Genomic DNA, 19,547 nt, shown 5'->3' on the forward strand with positions numbered 1-19,547 from the left:
AGAAAGGTAATCCTATGAATCCATTTCTAGAAAAATACATTACATTAAAAAAGCAATACCTGGACCAAGATGGAAAGTCTTCAAGTGTCGCAGCCCTTTATGATTTTGCTGATGAATTAGCTAAGTCTGATGATTTAGAAGCGAAGAAAGTCTTAGTTGACCTTTATGAACAATTGGGTCTCTACACTAGTGCCTATAGCTTATTTACCGAAATCTTAGATAAACCAGACCGAAAACAGATAAAGAAACTGAGCCGTTTACAAGAAATGAGTCAGAGTCATGGCGATCGTTTTGCCCTTCCTCGTCCCCTAACAAAAGAAGAGAAGAAGCAAAGGCAGGACTTGTTAAAAGATTTACCTCATTTTCTCTATCATCCAGATCCCTTAGCTACAGGTTCATTTGTTGAAGGAGAAGCCAAGCTTTGTCCATCTTGTGGGAAAGAAAGCAATATTTATTATGCTCTTAGACCCTATAGTATTGAAGAGATAGAACATCTCTGCCCAACTTGCATTGCAAACGGTCAAGCAGCCAAAAAATTCGATGCGGAATTTATCCAAGATGCCGAGTGGCAGGGTGAATTGGATCCAGAAAAGAATCAGCTACTTTTTTGTCAGACCCCAGGATACTCTAGTTGGCAGGGAGAATATTGGCTTTCTTGTTGCCAAGATTACTGTGCTTACTTGGGTACAGTTGGAACTCGAGAATTGATGGATATGGGAATCGCTGAGCAAGTCTTGGCAGACTATGAAGCGCGTGAAGAATATCAAGAGGTAGAAGACTACTTGGTCAAAGATGGGTCTCTCTGTGGTTACCTTTTCAGATGCCTACATTGTCAAAAATACCAGATCTGGGTTGATGCAGATTAAATCGGATTGTGATTAGCTATGAAAATTAAAGAGAAGACTATGGAAGAACTAGAGTTATTCGAAGCAGCCTCCAAAGATTTATTAGATACTATGCAGGGATTTAAAGACAATCTATCTGTTCGATTTCCCCTATTAGATAGTGATAACTGGCAGTATGATAAGGGAACGATAAAGGTTTGTAAGGTTGATGAGTCAGGATTCAAAAAAAGATGTAGGGTCGGAATCATCTACAACTTGAAAGTCTCCCTATTAAACGAAGATGCCGAGCAAATCTGGCTACTGTTTAAAGACTGGTTCAATACTAGCAGATTGAGTCAAGTTGAAAGAAATCCTAATAATGAGGATTTGGGAAGATATGTCTTCTCAGCAAGTTCCCCTCTAGGTGATCAGGTAGATTGTTGGATTTATTTACCTAATGAGTGGAATATCCCTCAGATTAGCTTTTCGGGCTATCTAACAGCTCGCTATAGGGCTTGTGATCTTGATAAATTGCAAGAATAAGATGGAGGTTTTTAGAGATGAGAAAGATTGATTGGGACAAGATAAAGACTCGTTTAGATGCCTTGCTGGTCATTGATGAGTATCTGACCGATCCGAGTGAGGATTGGCTCAGACTCGTGATTAAGACTGAGGAAGACTATGGACTCCGCTACCTTATTGACAATGGCTCTGGTGATTCTTTGGATGTGATTTTGACTGATAAAATAATCCTTATAAAAGGCTTTGATCATGAAAGTAGTTTAAGCCAGTTTGCTGCTGACGAGTGGAATCAAGACGTCATTGATGGATTTTATGAAGGACTGGATGAAAAGTATTTCTCACTTTATTCCGAAGATCAAAAAGATGAAACAACCTTCTTTATCTGGTATGACGATCAAGCGCATCAACACACTTACCAAGATCAGGATGGCGGAGAATGGTTGCTATCTTACCTCTTTGATAGCTTTGAGAGATTTCATGAGTTTGTGACTGACTATTATGAAATTACCGTAGATAAAGATTTACTTAGGAAACTTTACATTGAAGGCTTTCTTTCAGACCTAGAATTAAAGCAATTAATCCAAGATGATTAAGAGGCTTATTATGAGAGTGAACTATAAAAATACCCCTGAAAAATATCAAACTCTAGCAGAAATAATCATTACACCATTGCTTGATATCCTTAAAAGTTTAACCTTGTTAGAAGAGGAAATTTTTGAGCGTAACAGAGCACTGGATAAGGAAAAAGAAGGCCTTGGCATCCCATCAAATCAAGTTCATCCCAAGTGGAATGAACTTATGGATGACTATTTTCAGAGGCAAATGCAACTTCTAACTGGACGAGTGACTCAAAATTACTTGGAAGGAGGAGTTCGAATTTCTTATAGCTCTCTAAGTGAGTATAACTATGTTAAAAGGAATGATTTTTCTGTAGATTTTATCATGACAAAAGCTGAAGAAGCAAGAGTCATCACCCACTATCAAGAAGCTTTAGACATGAAGCATCAGTTTGTACTTAAATTGGTGGATGGAAATTGGCTACTTGATGAGAAATTCTACGGTTTTGAGGATGAGGAAACTTGGTATGGCGACTTACTTTGAGTAAGAGAGCTTTGCTTTCCAAATGATATGAGAAAAGGAGAAGTCCTATGAAATTTTTGAAAAATCTATTTGCTAGTAAGAAAGAAAAGTCAGAGAAGAAAAAGACCCTTACCTTGTCCATGCCCCTCTTCAAAGGCAAGCAGGCCTATTCTTTAGACCAGGTCGTTCAGGAATTGAAATCTCACTGGGGGCTTGAAATTTCTGAAGTTTCTGGGGATGATTCTAGTGCAACCTTTGTGATTGATGGTGCTCTCGTTGCTTTGGCATTGATGGATCTTCCTATCCCAAGTCAAGAATTTGAAGAATTGTATGCCTATTCTTACCTCTGGCAGGATGTTGAGAAGGAAACACAGGAGCACACACAACATGCCATTGTTTCTATTTTGTCTGACAATCTTTCGCCAGTAGAAACTTATTCCTTATTAACTAAAGTCAATGCCTCTATCCTAAAAACAAGTCAATCAGCTATTGGTATTTATCAGGGTTCTACCACCTTGCTCTTGCCCAAAGATCTTTATATGGACTTAGCTGATCTTTTGAAAGAAGAACTACTTCCCCTTCAACTCTGGATTTATATGGGGATTATCAATCAGAAAGATAAGACCAGCATTTACACTTATGGTTTGAAAGAGTTTGGAAAAACTGAGATTGAAATTATCGAGTCTCCTATGAATAGTGATGACTTATATTATTTCCTCTTGTCTATTCTTCAGTATGTTTTAGGCAGTAATGTCACCTTAAAGGACGGTGAAACCATTGGCTTTTCAGAAGATCAAAAAATCAAAATCACTGAGTCAAAAGCCGTCTATTTGGAAGGAAATTCCTTGAAATTAGATGTTTAAACCATGATTTATAAATGAGTGTCCTTCCTAGATTGGGGGTTTTATGAAGCGTGATATAAAAAAGTATTATCTCTACCGATTTCTGGTCTATAGATTTGAAAAATTATCTTGTAAAAATCCAAGTATCAAGGAAATAAAACCAGAGAAGAGAGAAAGAATCGTTCTAGAGGCTACTCGAACTAGTCAAAAGATTATTCTAGTCCTTGGAATTCTTTATGTTTTGCTTAATTCTGCTATGTTCATTTACCTAAGGCTCAATGATTTTCAAAATCCCTTATTGACTTGGTTTACTGACTACGTCAACTATTTAGGTGGACTGATAAACGGAGAATGGGGCGGTAGTTGGCGTCAAAAGAAAGCTAGTTTTTTGATGATTGCTCTACTGGCTTTGCCCATTGTGGTCATAGAAGGTGGCCCCTTCTTCTTGCTGGTTTTATTAGTTGGGAATTGGGTGCTAAAGAGAAAGATAAGATTTGAGAGAGAACATAAAGGAGTAGAGAGCCATGGCTAGAACGGCGATAATAGGTACTTTAATAGTTTTTGCAATCTTTAATCTGCTACTTGGTCTGGGCTTTTATCTCTTTCTAAAAAAGAGGAGAGAGAACGGGCAGTCATTGTACGAAACCCCTGTAAATCAACAAACTCGAACAGACAAATTGGGTCTAGGCGAGATTTTAGTCTACCTGACGTTGATTGCTATTGCAGGCGTCTTTGCTTTTCAGGCCTTAAATAGAGGTGGTGTTGGGAATTCTATTTTAGCCAAAATGATCCTTCTACCTGCTCTAATGGCCCTTTTCAATGCAAGAAAAAGGACTGGAAAGTCTTTACTTGCCCTCCTTATAACCTTTATGGTCTTTCTGGTAGGAATCATGTTTAATCTCACTATTGGTTTGCCACCTCAAGCACCGATTTTGCAGATCAATGAAAGTAAAATCACTCTAGCAGAAACTAAAGCCAGTGAGCTGATGGATGCTGATTTTGACATCTATGTAAGACAGGGCGATGGTGCTAGCGACTACGAAGAGCTCCTGACAGATGGCAGTTTCCAAAGGTATTCAGGCAATAAAACAGTTACCATCGAAAAAGGCTTCAGACTGGATAGCAATGCTGTTCCTTACGCTCCCTATCTTCTTGCAAAAGATGGCATAGTACTGGGCAGTATTTCCTTTTACGGTGCTGAGGACCAGAATGTGGCTTTAGAAGATTCTAAGATTATTCAGGTTCGATTTAACAAGGAAAGTATTGAGGCAGCTAAAAAACATTCTATCACTTTCAAATTAGATGAACTTGACTTGACTAGTCGACTTGATGTTCCACTTGTTCAAGAAAATTTTAAAAAGCATCTATGGTCAATTCCACCATCAAGAACAAACGATGTCAATCAATTATGGTATGGCTTAAAGTGGTCCAGCAACAGTGACTCTCTATTTTGGAATGAGTATTATAGTCTCATCCGTCTAGATGAAAATTACTTGATGACTGATTTTGAGCTAGCTGTTCAAGTAGCACGAGATGACTAGATAGGATTTTGAATAGTTGATTATGCTTATGATTCATTAAAAGAAACTAATCTATTTAGTTTCTTTTTTTGTTTTTTGATTTAAATTTAAAACGATTTCCATTTTTAGGTTAAATAAATTTCACGAACGAAAAAATGAATTTATTTAAAAAAGTTTCTAAAAATACTTTACAAGAATACGAAAACATGATATAGTAATGAAGCTTAGAAAATGAGATGATGTTTTCTAGCAAATATAAACCCGAGTAAAAAATGCCTACGGACAGGCAGGGTTGAATGCCGAAGCGTGGTTGAAAAGCCACATTATTGATAGGGTTAAAAGCCTACTTTTATAAGTTGATGTTAGGACACTTGTCCTAATTCGTATAGATTTGTTAGTGTGGTGAAAGCACACGTCATCTTGTGAAACGATCAATAAAGTACGTAATATTTGCTACTAGAGAGTTAGGAAACATCAGGAACAGACATACTCAAAAGAAACAAACATAAACACGTCAGTAGATTGTAGAGCAGGTGCCAACCTGCTCTTTTTTCATAAGTATCCTTTAGAGCCTTACATGGTTAAGGTGTAAAAAATATGATAAGGAGTATGTCTTTATAATGTTAAATCAAAACCAAGCTCCCATCTATGAGGGGTTGGTCAAGTTACGAAAGAAAAGAATTGTACCGTTTGACGTACCTGGTCACAAGCGTGGCCGTGGAAACCCAGAGTTGGTTGAACTTTTAGGGGAAAAATGTGTAGGCATAGATGTCAACTCTATGAAGCCCTTGGATAATCTGGGGCATCCCATTTCGATTATCCGAGAAGCTGAGGAACTAGCTGCAGAAGCTTTTGGTGCTGCTCATGCCTTTTTAATGATTGGGGGCACAACCTCATCTGTTCAAACTATGATTCTCTCCACCTGTAAAGCTGGAGATAAGATCATCCTTCCTCGAAATGTTCATAAGTCAGCTATCAATGCGCTCGTTTTATGTGGCGCTATTCCCATTTATATTGAGATGAGTGTGGATCCAAAAATCGGTATTGCTTTGGGGCTTGAAAATGAGCGTGTAGCACAAGCTATTCAGGAACATCCGGATGCCAAGGCTATCCTAATTAACAATCCAACCTATTATGGGATTTGTTCAGACCTTAAGGGATTAACAGAGATGGCTCACGCCGCAGGAATGAAAGTCTTAGTAGATGAGGCGCACGGTGCCCATCTGCATTTTACAGATAAACTTCCTCTATCTGCTATGGATGCAGGAGCAGATATGTCAGCTGTATCCATGCATAAGTCTGGTGGTAGCTTGACACAAAGTTCACTTCTTTTAGTTGGGGATCAGATGAATCCTGAGTACGTGCGTCAGATTATTAATCTGACACAATCAACATCAGCATCTTACTTACTAATGTCTAGTTTGGATATTTCACGCCGCAATCTGGCCCTTCGTGGTAAAGAATCCTTTGAGAAGGTCATTGAGCTATCTGAGTACGCTCGTCGTGAAATCAATGCCATCGGTGGCTACTATGCTTACTCAAAAGAGCTAGTAGACGGTGTGTCTGTCTGTGATTTTGATGTTACTAAGTTGTCAGTCTACACTCAGGGGATTGGTCTAACAGGTATTGAAGTTTATGATCTCCTGCGAGACGAATATGATATTCAGATTGAGTTTGGTGATATTGGGAATATCTTGGCCTACATTTCAATTGGTGACCGCATTCAAGACATTGAACGCTTGGTGGGTGCGCTAGCTGATATCAAGAGACTTTATTCTAGAGATGGAAAAGACTTGATCGCTGGAGAATATATCCAACCAGAGTTGGTGCTGTCTCCTCAGGAAGCCTTCTACTCAGAGAGAAGAAGCTTAACCCTGGACGAGTCTGTGGGGCAAGTCTGTGGGGAATTTGTCATGTGCTACCCTCCAGGAATTCCAATCCTAGCACCTGGTGAACGCATTACACAAGGTCTTGTCGATTATATCCAATTTGCTAAAGAACGTGGTTGTTCTCTCCAAGGAACGGAAGATCCAGAGGTCAACCACATTAATGTCATTGAGAGAAAGGAGAACTAAATGGATTTATGGTTTTCTGAAGTTCATACTCCAGATGTGAAATTATCCCTGAGAACAGCCAAGCAACTCTACGCTGGTAAAAGTGAATGGCAGGATATTGAAGTATTAGATACGCCAGCTTTTGGTAAGATTTTGATTTTAAACGGGCATGTCTTGTTCTCGGATGCAGATGATTTTGTATACAACGAAATGACCGTCCACGTTCCCATGGCTGTCCATCCCAATCCTAAGAAAGTATTGGTTATAGGGGGTGGTGACGGTGGTGTTGCCCAGGTATTAACTCTCTATCCAGAATTGGAACAAATCGATATCGTGGAACCGGATGAGATGTTGGTAGAGGTCTGTCGTGAGTATTTCCCAGACTTTGCAGCAGGTCTTGATGATCCTCGTGTTACCATTTACTACCAAAATGGGCTTCGCTTTTTACGAAACTGTGAAGATGACTACGACATTATCATCAATGATGCGACTGATCCATTTGGACATACAGAAGGTCTCTTTACCAAGGAATTTTACGGCAATAGTTATCGAGCTCTCAAAGAAGACGGGATCATGATTTACCAGCATGGTAGTCCTTTCTTTGACGAAGATGAGTCAGCTTGCCGAAGCATGCACCGCAAGGTCAATCAAGCCTTTCCAATCAGCCGTGTTTATCAGGCACATATCCCTACCAGTCCTGCTGGCTATTGGTTATTTGGATTTGCATCGAAAAAATATCACCCTGTCAAAGATTTTGACAAGGAAGGCTGGAAAAAACGCCAGCTTTTCACAGAATACTACACTGCAAACTTACATGTGGGTGCCTTTATGTTGCCTAAGTATGTAGAAGACATTTTAGAAGAAGAGGAAGGAAAAAAATGAGTCGTTTATTAGTTATTGGATGTGGGGGCGTTGCCCAAGTTGCTATTTCAAAGATTTGCCAAGATAGCGAAACCTTTACAGAGATTATGATTGCTAGCCGTACCAAGTCAAAATGTGATGACTTAAAGGCTAAATTAGAGGGCAAAACAAGTACTAAAATTGAAACAGCTGCTCTTGACGCTGATAAGGTTGAAGAAGTAATTGCCTTAATTGAAAGCTACAAGCCAGAAGCTGTTTTGAACGTAGCTCTACCATACCAAGATTTGACCATTATGGACGCTTGCTTAGCAACGGGAGTTCACTATATCGACACAGCCAACTATGAGGCTGAAGACACAGAAGACTCAGAATGGCGTGCCATCTATGAGAAACGTTGTAAGGAACTTGGTTTTACAGCTTACTTTGACTACTCATGGCAGTGGGCTTACCAAGAAAAATTTAAGGAAGCAGGCTTGACAGCTCTTCTTGGTTCTGGTTTTGACCCAGGGGTAACCAGCGTCTTTTCAGCTTATGCTTTGAAACACTACTTTGATGAAATCCACTATATCGACATTTTAGACTGTAATGGTGGGGACCACGGTTATCCATTTGCAACAAACTTTAACCCAGAAATCAATCTCCGAGAGGTTTCTGCACCAGGTTCTTACTGGGAAGATGGAAAATGGGTAGAAGTCGAAGCCATGTCTATCAAACGTGAGTATGATTTCCCTCAAGTTGGTCAAAAAGACATGTATCTTCTTCACCATGAAGAAATTGAATCGCTTGCTAAAAACATCCCAGGAGTTAAACGTATTCGTTTCTTTATGACTTTTGGCCAATCTTATCTAACTCACATGAAATGCTTGGAAAACGTTGGGCTCCTTCGTACAGATACTATTAACTTTAACGGTCAAGAAATTGTGCCAATCCAATTCTTGAAAGCCTTGCTTCCAGATCCTGCAAGCCTCGGCCCACGTACAGTTGGAAAAACCAATATTGGTTGTATCTTTACAGGTGTCAAAGATGGTGTTGAAAAGACTATCTACATCTACAATGTTTGTGACCATCAGGAGTGCTACGCAGAAGTTGGTTCACAGGCAATTTCTTACACAACAGGTGTTCCTGCCATGATTGGAACAAAACTAGTGATGGATGGTACTTGGAAACAACCAGGAGTGTATAATCTTGAGGAGTTGGATCCAGATCCATTCATGGAAGCTTTGAACAAATACGGTTTGCCATGGGTCGTGGTTGAAAATCCACAAATGGTGGACTAATGAAGTTAGAACAAGTACCAACACCTTCTTATATCATTGACTTAGGAAAATTAGAAGAGAATTGTCGCATTCTACAAGAGATTCAAGAAAAAGCAGGTTGTAAGGTTTTACTGGCTCAAAAAGCCTATTCCCTCTATAAAACCTATCCTTTGATTAGCCAGTATCTGTCAGGTACGACAGCTAGTGGACTCTATGAAGCAAAGCTAGCTAGAGAAGAGTTTCCGGGGGAAGTCCATGTATTTGCGCCTGCTTTCAAGGAAGCTGACATGGAAGAGTTACTTCAAATATCTGATCACATTGTTTTTAACTCAGAAAGACAATTACGAAAATATGGTCAACCTTGTCGTGAAGCTGGGATCAGTGTAGGTCTACGCCTCAATCCTCAATGTTCAACACAAGGAGATCACGCGCTCTATGACCCTTGTGCTCCTGGATCTCGTTTCGGAGTGACTTCAGATAAGATAACAAGTGATTTGCTGGACTTGGTGGACGGGCTTCATTTTCATACCCTCTGTGAGCAAGGGGCAGATGATTTAGAGACAACCTTGAAAGCTGTAGAAGAGCAGTTTGGGCCTTATTTGCATGAGGTAAAATGGCTTAATATGGGTGGTGGACATCACATTACCCGAGCCGACTATGATGTGGACTTGCTGATTTCTGAGATTAAGCGAATTCGAGAAACCTATAATCTTGACGTCTATATCGAACCAGGAGAAGCGATTGCTCTTAATGCTGGTTATTTGGCTACTGAAGTCTTAGACATCGTTGAAAATGGGATTGAGACCTTGGTGCTAGACGCCTCGGCAAGCTGCCATATGCCAGATGTCCTTGAAATGCCTTATCGTCCCCCATTGAGAAATGGATTTGAAGCGAAAGAAAAAGCCTATACTTATAGATTATCTTCTAATACCTGCTTAACAGGTGATATCATTGGAGACTATAGCTTTGAAAATCCAGTTGAGATTGGAGATAGATTGTACTTTGAGGATATGGCAATCTACTCCTTTGTCAAAAATAATACATTTAACGGCATTGGGCTTCCAAGTTTGTATCTCATGGATAAAAAGGGTGAATGCAGTCTAGTCAAAGCTTTTGGCTACCAAGACTTTAAGGAGAGATTATCATGATGGACAGTCCAAAGAAATTAGGCTACTGTATGCCTGCAGAATATGAACCCCATCATGGAACCTTGATGATTTGGCCTACTCGACCAGGGTCTTGGCCTTTTGAAGGCAAGGCTGCTAAAGAAGCTTTTAGCCAGATTATCAAAACGATTGCTCAAGGGGAAACCGTCTACCTTTTAGTGGAGCAGGACTATCTATCTGAAGCCCAATCCTATCTTGGTGATAAGGTCGTTTATCTAGATATCCCAACAAATGATGCCTGGGCACGTGATACTGGTCCAACTATTCTCATCAATGATAAAAGAGAAAAGTTGGCGGTAGATTGGTCTTTCAATGCTTGGGGTGGTGCTGTTGATGGTCTCTACCAAGACTATGAAGCAGATGACCAAGTAGCTAGTCGTTTTGCTGAGGCCTTGGAAATGCCTGTCTACGATGCCAAACCTTTTGTACTAGAAGGTGGAGCTATACATAGTGACGGTCAAGGAACGATTCTTGTTACAGAAAGCTGCTTGCTCAGTCCTGGTCGTAATCCTCACCTGACTAAAGAAGAGATTGAAAAGACCTTACTAGAGAGCCTTGGTGCCGAAAAAGTTATCTGGCTTCCTTATGGTATTTATCAAGACGAGACAAATGAACACGTCGATAATGTTGCAGCATTTGTTGGTCCTGCTGAGGTCGTTTTAGCATGGACGGATGACCAAGACGATCCCCAGTTCGCCATGTCTTCAGCTGATTTAGCTATCTTAGAAAAAGAGACTGATGCAAAAGGTCGTCCCTTCACTATTCATAAACTCCCGATTCCAGCTCGTCATCAAGTAGTTACAGAAGAAGATTTACCGGGTTATTCTTATGAAGAAGGAGAAGAGGAGCGTTATGCTGGGGAACGTCTAGCAGCTTCCTATGTGAACTTTTACATTGCTAATAAGTCTGTATTAGTACCACAATTTCAGGATTTAAACGACCAAGTTGCCTTGAATATTCTGAGCCAGTGTTTCCCAGACCGTGAAGTTGTCGGAATTCCTGCAAGAGATATTCTATTAGGTGGTGGAAATATCCACTGTATTACCCAACAAATTCCAGAATAGGAGAAAAAGATGAGAAATGTAACGGTTGCAGCTATTCAGATGCAATGCGCTAAGGATGTGGAAATCAATATCCAAACAGCTGAACGTTTGGTTCGACAAGCTGCAGACAAAGGAGCCCAAATTATTCTCTTGCCTGAATTATTTGAACGTCCCTATTTCTGTCAGGAACGTCAGTATGACTACTACCAGTATGCCCAGTCGGTTACAGAAAATATGGCTATTCAGCATTTTAAGGTGATTGCTAAGGAGCTAAAAGTCGTTTTACCAATCAGTTTCTATGAAAAGGATGGCAATGTTTTATACAATTCTATTGCTATCATTGATGCTGATGGAGAAGTGCTAGGAGTTTATCGCAAAACGCATATACCAGATGACCATTATTATCAAGAAAAATTCTATTTTACTCCTGGAAACACAGGATTCAAAGTTTGGGATACTCGCTATGCCAAGATTGGTATTGGCATCTGTTGGGATCAGTGGTTTCCTGAAACCGCCCGTTGTCTTGCCTTAAATGGTGCAGAATTGCTCTTTTATCCAACAGCTATTGGTTCGGAACCAATTTTGGATACAGATAGTTGTGGCCATTGGCAACGAACCATGCAAGGGCACGCAGCAGCAAATATTGTCCCAGTTATCGCAGCCAATCGTTATGGTTTGGAAGAAGTCCAACCTTGCGAGGAAAATGGGGGACAAAGTTCTAGCCTTAACTTTTACGGTTCATCCTTTATGACCGATGAAACAGGAGCTATCTTGACTCAAGCAGATAGACAAGGCGAAGCAATTTTGTTGACTACCTATGATCTCGACAAAGGAGCAAATGAGCGCCTAAACTGGGGTTTGTTTAGAGACAGAAGACCAGACATGTATAAAGATATTGTGAGATAATTGTTTGTATTTTTAGTTTAGGTAATTATCGTTCTAGAATAGATAGGAGTCTTTTAATGAATCAAGCTTGGGAATTATTATTTGAGGGAAAAATTAATGAAGCTAAGCAATTAGTTCAAGCAGAGTTTTGCCTAGCAACTTGTAAAGATTACAGTCTTTTAAACTTGATGGGTTATATCTATTTGTACGAAAAAAAGTATGAACACTGTTTAGAGGTTTACCAACGTTATCTCCACTTGGCTATTACAGAAAAGGATCGTGAAAATGAACACATCGCGTATCATCAATTGGCCATGGTCTATCGTGAAATGAATGATTTTCAGACAGCTCTTAGCCATATCGAAAAAGAGCGAGAAGTTATTGAACAAGATTTTTCAGGGGATTCTCTCAAAAATTCTGTTAATGACTATGAGCAAGGTTATTTACGATTAAAGTTAGGTCAACTAGTTGAAGCGGAGTTTTATATGCAGCAGTCGCTAGACTCAGCCTTAAAGACAGATGATCTTATCGCTCAGGCCTGCGCTTATAGAGGATTGGGAGAGATTTATCGAAAACTTGATTCGAGTAAATCCTATGATTATTTTAGTCACGCTATTAAACTCTTCGACAAGGCGGGAGATGAGATCGGAGCGGATGAAGTCAGAGCTTTAATAGTTAATAAAAAGTCTGAGACAAAATAGTTCTCAGATACAAAAAAGCTAGAGGTTCCCAATTGTGGAACTCTAGCTTTTTTCTGTAGATACTATAGTAATTTTTGATAAAGTAAATGATAAAATGGACTTTGTGTTAACAAGGATAAAAGAGACTGGAAAAATCTCAATCAATTTTTCTTGAAGAATTAAGTCGTGGCTGAGGTTAGATATGGGAAAATGGACATGTAGATGTGGTCAAGCAATGAACGACCACCAAGCGCCTGATCCAAATGCTTATTCGGTTTATTCGGATGAGTTCTTAGCAGAAATTTCTCAAGCTGAATTATTTTAACTGATATTCTGTCAATGTAATTACGGTAATTATTTGTTATAATACTTCAAAGGAGGAAATCAGATGGTAGTAAAAATAAGAAAACAAGGAAATTCAAACACCATTACCATCCCAAGCGAATTCAATATTCCAAGTGGTGTTAAATACGAAGCAAAATTGTTACCAAGTGGTGAAATTATCTTTACTCCCGAAGAGTCTGGACATCAGATTTCTTATGTATCTGATGATGCTTTTGACTTAGATTTGGACAAAATCTTTGATGAATACGATGATGTTTTCAAAGCTTTGGTGGAAAAATGACAGTCTATCTTAGAGAAAGGCAAATCGAGAAAATCAATGCTTTAGCAATTCAACGGTATTCACCTAATGAAAAAATTCAGACGGTTAGTCCTTCTGCCTTAAATATGATTGTCAATTTACCAGAACAATTTGTTTTTGGCAAACCCTATTTATCCAACAATTTTTGATAAGGCAACGATACTATCTGTCCAATTGATCAAGAAGCATGTTTTTGCCAATGCTAAAAAACGAACTGCTTTCTTCGTTTTGGTGAAATTTCTACAGTTGAATGGTTATCGTTTTTCTGTAACGGTTGAAGAAGCGGTGGATATGTGTGTAACTATTGCAGTAGAATCCTTAACAGATGAAAGGTTAGCTAGCTACACCAAATGGATTTCCGAACATTCTTTTAGAGTTAATGGCAAAAATTAAGCTTGGATTGTTAAATCCTATAAGATAAAAGTAGATAAACAGACAGTATTAGAATTCTGTAATGCAGAAAACTAATCTTTTGAATACGTCAAACATTCAATCTTACTAACAATAAAAAGTAGCCCACTCAGGCTACTTTTTAAAATTCTTTGTAAACATAAGTATTCTCTGGTTTATCAACCTTGATAAAGGATTGAACTTCAAGGGTTGGGAGGACTTGGTTGAGTTCCTTGTGATAATGATTGCTAATCTTACCTTTGACTCTTACCCAGGTGTTATTGTCATACTGATTGGTATTTCCTGTGGTCAAAAGGCCAAAAACTCCCGAATCAGCGATACAGTGCATGATACCAAAGCGAAAGACAAATTGACTATTGGCATGATTTGGATCGTTGTAAACAAAGCCTGTGAACTCGATTTCCTTACCTTCAAACTCATTTGGATAATCATAGATGGCTTCCATGACCTCCAAGTAATTCTCATCCTTGATGACAATGCTTGATTGGGACAAGTATTTATCAGCACTCTTACGAACAGTGTCTATATAAGCTGTGTGTGAATAAAACCTACTCGTATCTGGTTTAAGATACTGACTGCTAGTTCCTTCACTTGCTTGGATTGCCTTGTCAGTTCCTTCCGATAAAGGGAAATAATATCCTTTGGCCGATACTGTTTGCGAATCTAGAGTGACAGTTGGAAATGTAAATCCAACTAACAAGGGTAAACTTAAGAGGCCGAAACTAGCAAGCTTGGCTGAAAAACTATGTAAGTGACTATGTTCTTTCAAACGCTTGAAGCAAATATAGGCTTGAACAATGGCTAGTAACAAAGATAAAAACATAGTGATATAAGCCAAATATGAGTAGTGGAGGTTTATATACTGATTGAGCTTACCTGATAGGTGCAGATAAAGGCTTAAGATAAAATAGCTAAATAGAATAAGAAATCGAATCATAGCATCACCCCGACTAGATAAGAATAGACAAGTACAACAAGAGTGACAATTGTCATGAACTGCCAAATAAAGCGAGTTTTGAGATAATTCTTCATCATGAGTAGATTCTTGACATCAAGCATGGGACCTATAACCAGAAAGGCTAAAACAGGAGCGAGACCAAAACTTGATAGAAGAGAAGAGCCGATGAAGGCATCCGCTTCACTACAGAGGGATAGTAGGAAAGATAAGACCATCAGAAGAACAATCGCAAGCAGTGGCGTCGCACTGATAGATGTCAGGATTCGAGTTGGTACATAAACCTGAACGATGCTTGCAAAAAGACAACCAAAGACCAAGTAACGACCCATATCAAAGAATTCATCAATAGCCTGGATAAAGACTTGAAGCAATTTTTGACTTTTGCTCAAGTGAGAAAAATCATGCTCATGGCAAGTCAGTCTATTTTCTTTTTGAATAGGTTCCTCCCAGACAAAACCAAGAAGGATACCCAATATAGTAGCCACTAGAAATGCGCCTAAAGCTCTTAGGAGGACCATTTGAAGCGAATTGCCAAAGGCTGAATAAGTAGCAAATAGTACGATGGGATTGATGATAGGAGCTGTGACCAAAAACGGAATAGCTGTATAGCTTGGAACCTTTTTCTCTAAGAAACGATTGATGATCGGAACGATTCCACACTCGCAAGAAGGGAAGAGAAAACCGATGAAGCTACCAAAAAAGATTCTCCCCAAGTGATTTTTAGGGAGAAATTTATAGACTTTCTCAGGAGTCACATAGACTTCAATGGCACCAGAGATAATGCTACCAATTAAGACAAAGGGTAAAGCTTCAATGATAATTGAAAGAAAAATGGCGCCAGCTTGTAGCACACTAGAAGGTAAACTTTGAAAGAGTGTCATCTATTTTTTCTTTTCAGCCTTATCTTTCTTTTCTTTGTCGTCCGGGAAAGTTACTTGCTTCAAATCAGGAAGTTTAGCGAACTCTTCAAACATTTTATCTAAGTCATCCGTTTTTGTAAATTTAACAGCCATGGGGCATACCTCAATTCTTATTGTTTCCTCTATTATACTATTATTTCAGCCAAAAAGTTTAATTTTAAATTGTTAAAACGAGTGAATTTTCAATTTCAACAAATACCAAGTCAACTGTGACATGAATGAAAACAAGCCTTCTTCCTTATGGTATAATAGGTTCATGGATAAAAAATATGAAAAAATTTCCCAAGATTTGGGTGTAACATTAAAGCAAATCGATACCGTTCTAAGTTTGACAGCTGAAGGGGCAACTATTCCCTTCATCGCTCGTTATCGTAAAGATATGACCGGAAGTCTAGATGAGGTGGCGATTAAGGCCATTATTGACCTTGATAAAAGTCTAACCAACCTCAATGACCGTAAGGAAGCAGTCTTAGCCAAGATTCAAGAGCAAGGCAAGCTAACAAAGGAATTGGAAGAAGCTATTCTAGCTGCTGAAAAACTCGCAGATGTAGAAGAACTCTATCTTCCTTATAAAGAAAAACGTCGCACCAAGGCAACGATTGCTCGTGAGGCTGGACTTTTTCCACTTGCTCGCTTAATCTTACAAAATGTTTCTGACCTAGAAAAAGAAGCAGAAGCATTTGTCTGTGAAGGGTTCGAGACACCTCAAGATGCCTTGGCTGGTGCAGTAGATATCTTGATTGAAGCTCTGTCTGAGGATGTTACTTTACGTGCAATGACCTATCAAGAAGTTCTTAGACATTCTAAGATTATATCTCAAGTCAAAGATGAGTCTCTTGATGAAAAACAAGTCTTTCAGATTTATTACGATTTTTCAGAGACAGTTGCAAATATGCAAGGCTACCGTACACTTGCCCTTAATCGTGGTGAGAAGCTAGGCATTTTGAAAATTGGCTTTGAGCATGGGACTGATCGAATTCTATCTTTTTTTGCTGCTCGGTTCAAAGTTAAGAATGCTCATATTGACGAAGTTGTTCAGCAGTCTGTTAAGAAAAAAGTATTACCAGCTATTGAGCGTCGTATTCGTACCGAACTAACAGAGAAGGCAGAAGAAGGAGCCATTCAACTCTTCTCAGAAAACCTCCGAAATCTTCTCCTTGTTGCACCTCTTAAAGGGCGAGTGGTTCTTGGATTTGACCCGGCCTTTCGTACAGGTGCCAAGCTTGCGGTCGTAGATGCAACTGGGAAGATGCTGACAACACAAGTCATTTATCCAGTCAAACCAGCTTCAGCTCGTCAGATTGAAGAAGCAAAGAGAGATTTGGCAGATTTGATTGGCCAATATGGTGTTGAAATCATTGCTATCGGAAATGGTACTGCCAGTCGTGAGAGTGAAGCTTTTGTAGCTGAAGTACTTAAAGATTTTCCTGAGGTTAGCTATGTTATTGTCAATGAAAGTGGTGCTTCGGTCTATTCTGCTAGTGAACTTGCTCGTCAAGAGTTTCCTGACTTAACCGTTGAAAAACGTTCTGCTATTTCTATTGCCCGTCGCTTGCAAGACCCACTTGCTGAATTGGTTAAAATTGATCCCAAATCGATTGGTGTCGGTCAATATCAGCACGATGTTAGTCAGAAAAAACTGTCTGAAAGTCTTGACTTTGTTGTGGATACTGTCGTTAACCAAGTCGGTGTCAATATCAATACGGCTAGTCCAGCCTTACTTTCACACGTAGCCGGCCTTAATAAAACAATTTCTGAAAATATCGTTAAGTATCGTGAAGAAGAAGGAAAAATCACTTCACGTGCCCAAATCAAGAAAGTTCCTCGTTTAGGTGCTAAAGCATTTGAGCAGGCTGCAGGTTTCCTCCGTATCCCTGAAAGTAGCAATATCCTTGACAACACAGGTGTTCACCCAGAAAACTATGCTGCAGTTAAAGAACTCTTCAAACGCTTAGATATTAAAGAGCTAAATGAAGAAGCACAAACCAAACTCAAATCAATTTCAATTAAGGAAATGGCCCAAGAGTTAGACCTCGGTCAAGAAACTCTTAAAGATATTATTGCAGACCTTCTCAAACCAGGTCGAGATTTCCGTGATTCTTTTGATGCCCCAGTCCTTCGTCAGGATGTTTTGGATATCAAGGATTTAAAAGTTGGGCAAAAACTTGAAGGCGTTGTTCGCAATGTCGTTGATTTCGGTGCCTTTGTTGACATTGGTATTCATGAGGATGGTCTGATTCATATCTCTCACATGAGTAAGAAATTTATCAAACATCCAAGTCAAGTAGTATCGGTCGGCGATTTGGTAACCGTTTGGGTTAAGAAAATCGATGCTGACCGTGAAAAAGTAAATCTGTCGCTCCTTGCTCCAGATGAATCTAACTGATTACGTTCGACAAGTTTCTATGGAAGACTTTGGAAAACCTTTCAAACATCAAGCTCAGTGGAATACTCGTCTGCGGTCGACAGGTGGACGATTCTTTCCAAATGATGGGCATTTGGATTTTAATCCAAAAGTCTACAAAGAACTTGGTTTAGAGGTGTTTCGGAAAATCGTCCGTCATGAGCTCTGCCATTATCATCTGTATTTCGAAGGTAAAGGCTATCAGCATAAGGATTTAGCCTTTAAGCAACTTTTAAAAGAGGTCGACGGGCTCCGCTTTGTTCCTCCCTTGTCAAGTTCCAATCAAAAGCCAAGTTTAGTCTATACATGTCAGTCTTGTCAGCAAATCTATCAACGAAAGCGAAAAATTGATACCAAGCGCTATCGTTGTGGTCTCTGTCGTGGAAAGCTCCTCTTGTTAAATCGGCCTAAGGACTGATGTAGCAAATCTAGTTTAGTGCTATACTAAGATTAAGAAATCCGAAAGAGGAATAAATTATGAATACAAAATTTTATAAAATGAGACGAAATCGCATGGTATCAGGAGTACTAGCTGGTCTATCTGATAAGTGGAATCTTGATGTAACCCTTGTTCGTTTCCTTTTTGCAATCTTTACAATCGCAAACTTTGGACTTGGGATTATTATTTACATTATCTTAGCTTCGATCCTACCAACAAAAGAAGATATCGAAGCTGAAATGTATGGAACAGGCCCACGCAAAATCAAAGAAGCCCAGCCAATCAAAGATGATGAAGGTTGGTTTTGGTAAACATCTTAGCATTCATTTGAAGTATTAAACCCTTGTAGTATCAAGGGTTTTTCTTTTGCTTAAAAATTTGTGGTAAACTAATAGTAGTTCATATCAAAAAAATAATCCAATCTTACAAAAATGTAAGATTACAGACCTCTTTTGTAAGGTTATGTTATGGAACCAACTCTTTTTTTAGAGTACACTTATATCAGAAAGATAAAGTAGCAAAACTATGAAAAATATTTTACAAAAGAAACAAACAAGTAAACCAAGTCCAAAAGAGATCGAGCGAGTTCAGCTCGGTTGAGCTATTATGCAGGCTCAGTTTCAATTAATGGGATATTAAAAAGGAGATTATCATGACACTATTAGATGTAAAACACGTTCAAAAGATTTATAAAACACGTTTCCAAGGCAATCAAGTAGAAGCTCTGAAAGATATTCACTTTACCGTAGAAAAAGGCGACTATGTTGCCATTATGGGTGAGTCTGGTTCTGGGAAATCAACCCTACTCAATATTCTCGCCATGCTTGACAAACCAACTCGTGGTCAGGTCTTCCTAAACGGAACAGACACAGCTACCATTAAAAATACTGAAGCATCAAGCTTCCGTCGTGAAAAGTTAGGCTTTGTCTTCCAAGACTTCAATTTGTTAGATACGCTTTCTGTTAAAGACAATATCTTACTCCCTTTGGTATTGTCTAGAAAGCCTATTACAGAAATGATGAAAAAATTGGTCGTGACG

At 39.1% G+C, this 19,547-nt stretch carries 23 protein-coding genes and 1 pseudogene; 21 read left to right on the forward strand and 3 right to left on the reverse strand.

Going from position 1 to position 19,547, the window contains the following annotated elements; translation table 11 throughout:
* Window positions 1–14 precede the first annotated feature (14 nt).
* The 17 genes and pseudogenes from ADH81_RS05740 to ADH81_RS05815 all read left to right on the forward strand — a co-directional run bounded on the left by ADH81_RS05740 (window position 15) and on the right by ADH81_RS05815 (window position 13,769).
* A complete protein-coding gene (locus ADH81_RS05740) occupies window positions 15–866 on the forward strand; it encodes a CbrC family protein (protein WP_049527162.1) in 852 nt (283 codons plus the stop codon).
* 18 nt (window positions 867–884) lie between these two features.
* Window positions 885–1,367, forward strand: a complete 483-nt coding sequence (locus tag ADH81_RS05745; protein ID WP_193389826.1) for a hypothetical protein — start codon at window positions 885–887, stop codon at window positions 1,365–1,367.
* 17 nt (window positions 1,368–1,384) lie between these two features.
* A complete protein-coding gene (locus ADH81_RS05750; protein WP_049527169.1) occupies window positions 1,385–1,939 on the forward strand; it encodes a hypothetical protein in 555 nt (184 codons plus the stop codon).
* A gap of 10 nt (window positions 1,940–1,949) precedes the next feature.
* Complete coding sequence (locus tag ADH81_RS05755; RefSeq protein ID WP_049527172.1) at window positions 1,950–2,447, forward strand: hypothetical protein; 498 nt, start codon at window positions 1,950–1,952, stop codon at window positions 2,445–2,447.
* A gap of 47 nt (window positions 2,448–2,494) precedes the next feature.
* The gene (locus ADH81_RS05760) at window positions 2,495–3,289 is read left to right on the forward strand and encodes a DUF4261 domain-containing protein (RefSeq protein WP_049527175.1); all 795 of its coding nucleotides are present in this window, start codon (window positions 2,495–2,497) and stop codon (window positions 3,287–3,289) included.
* Between the two features lie 43 nt (window positions 3,290–3,332).
* The gene (locus ADH81_RS05765; RefSeq protein ID WP_049527177.1) at window positions 3,333–3,800 is read left to right on the forward strand and encodes a hypothetical protein; all 468 of its coding nucleotides are present in this window, start codon (window positions 3,333–3,335) and stop codon (window positions 3,798–3,800) included.
* The gene (locus tag ADH81_RS05770) at window positions 3,793–4,809 is read left to right on the forward strand and encodes a hypothetical protein (protein ID WP_049527180.1); all 1,017 of its coding nucleotides are present in this window, start codon (window positions 3,793–3,795) and stop codon (window positions 4,807–4,809) included. The genes ADH81_RS05765 and ADH81_RS05770 overlap by 8 nt, the downstream gene beginning before the upstream one ends.
* Window positions 4,810–5,408: 599 nt before the next feature.
* Window positions 5,409–6,863, forward strand: a complete 1,455-nt coding sequence (locus tag ADH81_RS05775; RefSeq protein ID WP_049527183.1) for an aminotransferase class I/II-fold pyridoxal phosphate-dependent enzyme — start codon at window positions 5,409–5,411, stop codon at window positions 6,861–6,863.
* Window positions 6,864–7,724 (forward strand): polyamine aminopropyltransferase, encoded by an 861-nt coding sequence (speE, locus tag ADH81_RS05780; RefSeq protein ID WP_000366713.1) that lies wholly within the window; start codon window positions 6,864–6,866, stop codon window positions 7,722–7,724.
* Window positions 7,721–8,980, forward strand: coding sequence for a saccharopine dehydrogenase family protein (locus tag ADH81_RS05785; RefSeq protein WP_049527186.1), 1,260 nt, complete (start codon window positions 7,721–7,723; stop codon window positions 8,978–8,980). Before speE ends, ADH81_RS05785 begins: the two co-directional genes overlap by 4 nt.
* Complete coding sequence (gene nspC / locus ADH81_RS05790; protein WP_049527188.1) at window positions 8,980–10,107, forward strand: carboxynorspermidine decarboxylase; 1,128 nt, start codon at window positions 8,980–8,982, stop codon at window positions 10,105–10,107. Before ADH81_RS05785 ends, nspC begins: the two co-directional genes overlap by 1 nt.
* Complete coding sequence (gene aguA, locus ADH81_RS05795) at window positions 10,104–11,189, forward strand: agmatine deiminase (RefSeq protein WP_049527190.1); 1,086 nt, start codon at window positions 10,104–10,106, stop codon at window positions 11,187–11,189. The genes nspC and aguA overlap by 4 nt, the downstream gene beginning before the upstream one ends.
* Window positions 11,190–11,198: 9 nt before the next feature.
* Window positions 11,199–12,074: an N-carbamoylputrescine amidase gene (gene aguB, locus ADH81_RS05800; protein ID WP_049527193.1), complete on the forward strand. Its 876-nt coding sequence runs from the start codon at window positions 11,199–11,201 to the stop codon at window positions 12,072–12,074.
* A gap of 56 nt (window positions 12,075–12,130) precedes the next feature.
* Window positions 12,131–12,754 carry a tetratricopeptide repeat protein gene (locus tag ADH81_RS05805; RefSeq protein WP_045762966.1) on the forward strand — a complete coding sequence of 208 codons (624 nt, stop codon included), beginning with the start codon at window positions 12,131–12,133 and terminating at the stop codon, window positions 12,752–12,754.
* Window positions 12,755–12,935: 181 nt separating this feature from the next.
* Complete coding sequence (locus ADH81_RS11545) at window positions 12,936–13,058, forward strand: hypothetical protein (protein WP_275043563.1); 123 nt, start codon at window positions 12,936–12,938, stop codon at window positions 13,056–13,058.
* A gap of 63 nt (window positions 13,059–13,121) precedes the next feature.
* Window positions 13,122–13,358, forward strand: a complete 237-nt coding sequence (locus ADH81_RS05810; protein WP_045762965.1) for an AbrB family transcriptional regulator — start codon at window positions 13,122–13,124, stop codon at window positions 13,356–13,358.
* Window positions 13,355–13,769: pseudogene (locus ADH81_RS05815) on the forward strand (type II toxin-antitoxin system death-on-curing family toxin). Before ADH81_RS05810 ends, ADH81_RS05815 begins: the two are co-directional and overlap by 4 nt.
* A 139-nt stretch (window positions 13,770–13,908) precedes the next feature.
* On the opposite strand, the gene ADH81_RS05820 reads toward ADH81_RS05815, so the two are convergent.
* The 3 genes from ADH81_RS05820 to ADH81_RS11550 are packed head-to-tail and all read right to left on the reverse strand — an operon-like array spanning window position 13,909 to window position 15,758.
* Window positions 13,909–14,724, reverse strand: coding sequence for a TIGR03943 family putative permease subunit (locus ADH81_RS05820; protein ID WP_049527195.1), 816 nt, complete (start codon window positions 14,722–14,724; stop codon window positions 13,909–13,911).
* Entirely contained in the window at window positions 14,721–15,626 is a 906-nt protein-coding gene (locus ADH81_RS05825) for a permease (protein ID WP_049527198.1), read from the reverse strand. The genes ADH81_RS05820 and ADH81_RS05825 overlap by 4 nt, the downstream gene beginning before the upstream one ends.
* A complete protein-coding gene (locus ADH81_RS11550; protein ID WP_000268695.1) occupies window positions 15,627–15,758 on the reverse strand; it encodes an SPJ_0845 family protein in 132 nt (43 codons plus the stop codon).
* Window positions 15,759–15,921: 163 nt separating this feature from the next.
* Between ADH81_RS11550 and ADH81_RS05835 the strand changes: the two genes are divergently transcribed.
* From ADH81_RS05835 to ADH81_RS05850, 4 genes are all read left to right on the forward strand, one after another.
* Window positions 15,922–18,051 (forward strand): Tex family protein, encoded by a 2,130-nt coding sequence (locus ADH81_RS05835; RefSeq protein WP_049527200.1) that lies wholly within the window; start codon window positions 15,922–15,924, stop codon window positions 18,049–18,051.
* A complete protein-coding gene (locus ADH81_RS05840; protein WP_049527202.1) occupies window positions 18,038–18,487 on the forward strand; it encodes a SprT family protein in 450 nt (149 codons plus the stop codon). The genes ADH81_RS05835 and ADH81_RS05840 overlap by 14 nt, the downstream gene beginning before the upstream one ends.
* A gap of 59 nt (window positions 18,488–18,546) precedes the next feature.
* On the forward strand, window positions 18,547–18,819 hold the full coding sequence (locus ADH81_RS05845) for a PspC domain-containing protein (protein WP_049527204.1): 273 nt from the start codon (window positions 18,547–18,549) through the stop codon (window positions 18,817–18,819).
* 341 nt (window positions 18,820–19,160) lie between these two features.
* The coding region (locus ADH81_RS05850; protein WP_049526755.1) for an ABC transporter ATP-binding protein at window positions 19,161–19,547 on the forward strand (387 nt) is incomplete at its 3' end.

It is taken from the genome of Streptococcus pseudopneumoniae (assembly GCF_001072925.1).
Classification (GTDB): Bacteria; Bacillota; Bacilli; order Lactobacillales; family Streptococcaceae; genus Streptococcus; species Streptococcus pseudopneumoniae_Q.